Genomic DNA, 6,601 nt, shown 5'->3' with positions numbered 1-6,601 from the left:
GAGCAAAGACTGTTCAATTCAAAATCGAAAATCTAAAATCGAGAATTGATATTAGACATGCCGCCGTTGAGCCATTGGGCGGAGAAACAACAGATGACCATAAAAAATCCCCTGTTTGCGCAGGGGATCTAAACTGCCGCTCAAAGGTACCCGTAAGAGCAGTTTGCAGACGTTAATTGTTGCGGTTGAAAGCCGCTGTTTGAAGCTTGGGCTAGCTAGCTACTGACGCGATGCAGCATGAGGGGGCCGCTGCAGCCGCGAGCGAATCAGCCAGCTTGCGGAGAAAGAGAGATTCCTAGAGAGGCGCAGGAACAAGTGCTAATTGGCTAGCTAGCGGTGCTTTGAGCCATCCGGCGCTTAGCGGCATAACCCAAGCCCAGAGCGGTTAGCGAACCGAGAAGGGTCAGCGGTTCTGGCACGGGGGCTGTGCTGACTTCTCCAACAGTGACGGTACCAAAGCCAAAGGTTTCGTTACCTGCTTCACTCACCTGATAGCTGAAAGCTGGCCCGAGCAGGCTAAACCCAACTGCGTCTGTATTGACCGCGTAAGCCAAAAAGGTATTGCCAAAAAACGAGAACAAGTTGGGGGAATTGGGAAAGGCGACAGCGTCGGCCTCGGTAAATGTGCGCCCCAAAAAGTCAAACGTCAGCGTTAGACCGTCCGCTGCGTTAATAGCGCCAAACAAGCCACTAGGAGCAATTGACTCGTCATAGCGAGCCGAGCCAAAGAAAGTTTGCCCTGCTAATCCGCCGGACGTCACTTCCACCTCAAACGGTTGTACCAGCGTTGCGGCTGTCGCTGAATCGATCATTGCCGCTGGCACAAGCAACAAGCTGCCTGCGATCGCAGCGCTAGACAATAGATACTGTTTCATCAAATTCTGCCTCATAGACTAAATCCGTTTTGGCAGATGCATTGGTTAATTAACCAAGCAACACAAACGGCTGCCCTTTGAAAGTCAGACGCAAATCTTTTTCCAAGGTTTCATCTGAGCTTTAAATTGAGTCAGTATTAGAGGGCTAAAGGGGGATTATCAGATAGCAAAAATCTAACTTAAGCGGGTTTTTACGTATATCTACGGGATGATTTTTGAAGCTTATTTGAGCTTGCCGCGATCGCCAAAAGCGATTTTCGTACCCGATCTCATCCCAAAGCAATATCTAAAAACATCATGACGACAAATCCCGCCATTAACCCAAAAGTCCCGCTTTGTCCCAGTGACTTTTGATCAACCTCTGGAATAATTTCATCTACAATCACAAACAACATAGCCCCAGCCGCAAAAGCCATTCCCCAGGGTAAAAGCGGTTGAGCAATGCTAACGACACTTACGCCAATCAAACCGCCAATCGGTTCAACCAAGCCTGTTAGTGTAGCTACCGATAGGGCATAAGGCGCTGAATACTTGAGATCGCGCAGGGCAAGCGCAACGACTAACCCTTCCGGAATATTTTGTAGGCCAATGCCTACGGCCAAAGCGGTTGCAGTAGCGACTTCGCTACCGCCAAAGCCGACGCCAACGGCTAGCCCTTCCGGAAAGTTGTGGAGGGTAATGGCGATGATAAATAACCAAATCCGTTTGAGATGTTTGGCTTGAGGGCCTTCTCGCCCTTTGAAAATGTGCTCATGAGGGAAATTTTGGTTAGCCCACCACAGCACAGCACTACCCAGCAAAATGCCAGCCCCCATAATGAAGGCGGCTGTGCCAGAAGAAGCCCCTTGCTCAACCGCAAATTCGCTACCCGGCACAATTAGAGAAAAAGACGTAGCCGCTAACATAACGCCGCCGCCTATCCCCAGCAGCACCCCTTGAGTACGCTCTGTCAGGTTAATGGGTAAAAGAATCGGCAGCGCGCCTAACCCTGTTCCCAGACCGGCTAAGAGGCTGCCGATAAAGCCTAATAAAACCACATTCATGCTGTTTACAAAGCTCAGTTTCGCTCAATAGCGATCGCCTGAGGGCATCTACGCGTTATTCTTGTTGTCTCGTTTTTATGAAGAAATGTCAACTAAAGCCCGGTAGATTCTCAGCTAGAAACAGCTTATTACTGGTTAGCGCCCCAGGGTTCCCAGGGTGTCGTGATGTCTGAGATAAAACAACCCAAAACAGGCCGCTAACATGGGCCAAGCAGCAAAAAACAAAATATTGGGGGGAGTAAAGGGGTCAAAGTAGCGAGGTAAGGAAACCAGCGTTGACAAGCCATGCATGATCAAAACGGCTCCATACGTCCATTGTTTTTGCCAACCCAGCACGAAACCTAAAACAATGAGCAACTGAATGACGCCAATGCCATACACCCAGTTAGTTCCGAGTTCTTGAATGCCATAGAAGCTAGCAAAAACCTGGCTGGCGTGATCTGGCTGCACAAATTTATCCAGCGTCCACACCAGCATGACTAAAAATATGCTCAAGCGCAGCAGCAGTAACATCAGCGGAATGCGCCCAACTTTGTGTGCTTCAATCATCTCTGCTTACCTCATGCTCTAGAAGCGTTAGCGGGTTGCTAAAGTGCTGTTATGCACCCTTGTAGGCTCAATCTGCCAAAGCTACCTGAGGAAAAGCTGAGCCTTAGCTGGGTTTTGCAGAAGTTTTAGCGTTACGACTTGAGGCGTTCGAGGGTAGCGAGTGTCTGTTGATAGGCTTGTAGCTGTCCCTGGTTTTGAAACAGGTCAGCCGCTCGTTCTAGGTCGGCAATGCCGCCGCTTGGGTCACCGTTGCGATAGCGGGCTAGCCCCCGTCCACCATAGGCCGCTGCTAGGTTGGGATCAATCTCCAGAGCTTGGTCGTAGTCAGCGATCGCCCCTGTATAGTCTTGCAAAATACCCAAAGCCCCTGCCCGAGTGGCATAGGCGTTAGCAGAGCTAGGGTCGAGCAAAATAGCGGCGTTGTAATCTGCGATCGCAGCTTCTAGCTGTCCTTGTCGGGCTTTGAGCAAACCCGCTTCTAGCAAAGACTCGGCGGCAGCGGTATCGGCTGTACTGACTTTAGGTTTGGGTTTGCAGCCTGTGGTGGCCGCGCTCAGCACCAGCAAAGCCAGGAGAAAAGAAAACAAACGCATCGGTTTAGCAAGTAAACGGCTAGTGTTAGCCTACCAAAGCGATCGCTTTGAAAAGCGACCTGCGCGGTGTTAATTTGAGGCAGCTTCTGCCGCGTCTGTAGCTGCTATGGGATCAGAGAGCGCCGGGGTGCGATCGAGCTGCTCGATTGATTTTAAGTACCAGAGAACCACCATCAGCGGCAGTGCGTAGCGATCCCACTGCCAGGCTTTGATCATAATCAAGCTATTAAAAATGACGATCCAGGTGGCTAAATTGAGCTTTGAAAAGCGCCAGCAGGCTAGCAACGCCAAGCTATAAAACAGGCTGTATTTGAGAATGTTGAAAGGCATTAAATCGGCTACCTTCATCAGGTTGCCGCTGGCTTCTAAAGCGGGTGGAAAAAGCAAAAACAATCCCAGCAGGCCGAGGGCGATCGCACCATAAAATAGTTGCCGTTGCCGCAGTTGGGCTAGGGGTAAACGCCGCCAAAAAAGCAACCATTCAGGAATAACAAAATAGAGGCCAACAAAAGCCAAAAAATAGAGCGCTCCCCCTGGCTCTAGGGCAAATAGCGATCGCTGGACGTCGGGCACCAGACGACTATCAAAGCTGCTAGAGGGGGCAATGCCGCCAAACAAGACAAACCAGCCAATGATGGTTGCAGCAGCCAACAGCGGCATCAAAACTCGAAAGTTGAGCGGTTCGCGTTTTTTGCAGCTGGTGATTAGCTCATAGGTGCCAACGGCTAGAGGAAACGCCAACATGTACTGGCGCGAAGCAATTCCTAATACAAAAGCCAGTCCGCTTAGCAAATGGGCATTGCGAAAATAAAAGAAAAATCCCCAAAAGACAAAAAAAGTAGCAATGATGTCGGTATAAAATCGCCCGCTCAGCCATAAATAATAGGGAAAAAGCAGTAGCCCAATAACGGCTAAAACATGCACCCAGCGATGAGGTCGGCGAGGCCAGCCGATGACCAAAACCATGATGATAGACAAGCAAAAATTTAACAGCCGCCCCGCAAACAGCCCACCTTGAAACAGGTATTCTAAAGCGCCGTAAATAATAAAGGGCAAAGGTGTGTTGAGTTCTGGGTATGACTTGAGCGTCTCTAAGCTGGGAAACAAACTGTCACTAAAATAGCGCTGGGTCGTTAACCAAAAAGTTTGTTCATCCCACCAGGTGGGCGCTTGCAAATTTTGTAAACCCACAAAAAGAGCGGTATAAATAAGCGCGATCGCAAAAATGAAGCCAAACTTGAGCTTGCTTCTGTCGCTCATTTCTGCAGGCATATTGGTGAAGCCGTTTTTCATGACGCATTGCACCGATTAAAAAAGTGTTCAAGACCCCAAAAAGCAAAAACTAATAGAAATTAAGCCCTAGAAACTTTGGCTGTTTGTTGTTGGCTCATTTCCCAAAAGAAACCAGCGGCGTTGGCAACTTGTGAGACTAGCAGCACGGCTGTTAGGGTTAATCCCTGGCGCTTTTGGCCGTGAGAAAAGGGATAGCGCAATAGATTCAGGTAGTAGTTCCCTTCAATTTCAAAGTTTCCCCATCCTTTTTGAGCGCGAGTTTGGTGGAAGCGAAAAGCGCCACGACCATAGTTGAAATGCTGTTTCCAAAAGCTTTTAAGCGTCATCGGATGGGCATGATAAATTACAACTTCTGGGGCATAAGTCATGGTGTAGCCTTGGTGAATCCAGCGATCGCAGAGTTCTCGATCTTCTGAGGTGGTAAAGCTTTCGTCAAAGCCACCCATAGCTAAAAATTCTTGCCTGGGTACCACCATGTTGTTAGAGGCAAAAAAGCGAGCCTGATCGCGAACGGCGTTGTAATGGTCGTAGCCCATGCTGATGATGTTTTGGCTAGTCATTGAAAACGGATTGTGGGGCAGAGCGTTCACTGTGCGACCCCCCACAATACAAACAGGCTTTTGCTTGAAGCAGGCTTCAAGCGTCTGTAGCCAGTCGGTAGCAGGTTGACAGTCATCATCTGTAAAAGCCAGATAGCGCCCCTGGGCTTGTTGAGCCGCCCGGTTGCGGGCAGCCGCAGGCCCAGCATTGGCTTGCCGAATAAACACCAAATTGAGCTGGCTTTGAAAAGGCTTGACGGTTGCTGTCAGCGGTGGCTCACTACCGTCATCCACAACAATCACTTCGAAGCGATCGCGGGGATACTCTAATCGCGTTAGCGCCTCTAAGCAAGCCACGATTTGCTGAGGGCGATTGTAGGTTGGAATAATGATAGAAAAAATAAAGTTTGGTGAGGGATTCATAAGTTGATTACTGAGTAGAATGCGGTATAAACAAGCGCTGAGTTTTTTGCTGAGCGGCTTGCCAAGCCAGCCAGCCCATTAGCAGCATCCAGTCGAGGGTAACGCCCGCTGTAAATATTGAATCAAGCGGTGAATTGGCTAACCTCAAGCTAGCCGGAAGTAGATTCATAAAAATAGTGGTAATCAGCAACGTCTCGTTAAAAGCTTGGGCTTTCGTCTCTAGCAAACCTTGTTTTTGCAGGCGAAAAAGCGCAATCATGGGCAACAGCACCAGCATGTCATCATAGACCAGATGATAAGTCCAAAGTCGAGCCATAATGGCCGCAACGCCAACTAAAATCCAGACATCTGCTTGACGATGAAGCTGAATCCAAATGCCCAAAATGAGCAGTAAAGCTAGAGAAGCACTAAGGTTGAACTGACTCAGTTTTAAGGCTCCCAAATAGTTGTGGATGTTGGCATAACCTATGTCAACTCTGCCTAAGCCACCCCCGCCCGCCGAACTCCAAACGGCTCCGCCCATGCCTTGTTTCAACCATTGGTGATACAGTGTCCAAACACTACCTGCTTGAAAAGTACAGGCAAACAGGGCGATCGCGCTATATCCCAAGAGAATGAGAAAAAGTGGCCGCAAGCGCTGCAAAGCAAAAACAAAGAGCCAAATAAAAGGAACGGTTAGCGTCGGTTTAATCAAGGTAAAGACGATTAAACTGCTACCCGCTAAATCGGTTCCCAACGACTGGGTTGGTTTGAGCAACAATAGCAAGCCAACGACCAAAGCAGCCAAAATATGAATGGTCAGTTGTCCATTACCAATCGAAGGCCCAGTTGCATAAATAGCCACCACCAGCAGCGCCAACACTGCATATTCGCTGGGGCGATCGGCCAGACTAATCCAGATAGCTGCCAGAATCAAACTGCCGAGGGCAACGACAGTGGTAATAGCCCACAGATAACGAACGTCTGCAAAAGAAGCATAGTGAAGAAACGGACGCAGCATTAAGTAACTAGCAGGGGGATAAACAGCCGTAGGAATTTCGCCATAAACGGGCTGACCCAAAAACCAAGCCGAAACTTCTTCATAGCGCTGCCTCAAATCGATCGCTCCATTGCTATCAGCTTGCCAAAGGAGACGATTAAATTCATAAGTGAGCCTTGCAAACGCACAAGCAGCCATAATTACAGTCAAGCTAGCTTTTGTTTTGATCGAACTGAGGCTGAGCATATTTCATGTTTCAACGTTAAATATCACCTCAAGACTAGTCGATTGCATAAAAGCTCCAATC

7 protein-coding genes are annotated in these 6,601 nt (G+C 48.9%); all 7 read right to left on the bottom strand.

Annotated elements, in window-relative coordinates:
* Positions 1-326: 326 nt before the first annotated feature.
* Entirely contained in the window at positions 327-875 is a 549-nt protein-coding gene (locus ACTS3T_RS08360; protein ID WP_377960139.1) for a PEP-CTERM sorting domain-containing protein, read from the bottom strand.
* 269 nt (positions 876-1,144) lie between these two features.
* Positions 1,145-1,918, bottom strand: a complete 774-nt coding sequence (locus tag ACTS3T_RS08355; protein ID WP_377960141.1) for a ZIP family metal transporter — start codon at positions 1,916-1,918, stop codon at positions 1,145-1,147.
* Positions 1,919-2,053: 135 nt separating this feature from the next.
* Complete coding sequence (locus tag ACTS3T_RS08350) at positions 2,054-2,467, bottom strand: hypothetical protein (protein ID WP_377960143.1); 414 nt, start codon at positions 2,465-2,467, stop codon at positions 2,054-2,056.
* 131 nt (positions 2,468-2,598) lie between these two features.
* A complete protein-coding gene (locus ACTS3T_RS08345; protein WP_377960145.1) occupies positions 2,599-3,060 on the bottom strand; it encodes a tetratricopeptide repeat protein in 462 nt (153 codons plus the stop codon).
* 69 nt (positions 3,061-3,129) lie between these two features.
* Entirely contained in the window at positions 3,130-4,320 is a 1,191-nt protein-coding gene (locus ACTS3T_RS08340; protein ID WP_462934906.1) for a hypothetical protein, read from the bottom strand.
* Between the two features lie 92 nt (positions 4,321-4,412).
* A complete protein-coding gene (locus ACTS3T_RS08335; RefSeq protein ID WP_377960149.1) occupies positions 4,413-5,315 on the bottom strand; it encodes a glycosyltransferase in 903 nt (300 codons plus the stop codon).
* Between the two features lie 7 nt (positions 5,316-5,322).
* Entirely contained in the window at positions 5,323-6,492 is a 1,170-nt protein-coding gene (locus ACTS3T_RS08330; RefSeq protein ID WP_377960151.1) for a hypothetical protein, read from the bottom strand.
* Positions 6,493-6,601 lie beyond the last annotated feature (109 nt).

The sequence above is a fragment of the Almyronema sp. genome (assembly GCF_052168255.1).
Lineage (GTDB): Bacteria > Cyanobacteriota > Cyanobacteriia > Phormidesmidales > Phormidesmidaceae > Sphaerothrix > Sphaerothrix epifaneia.
Note: the sequence above shows the minus strand (reverse complement) of the source record. Positions and strands in the feature narration are given on the sequence as shown.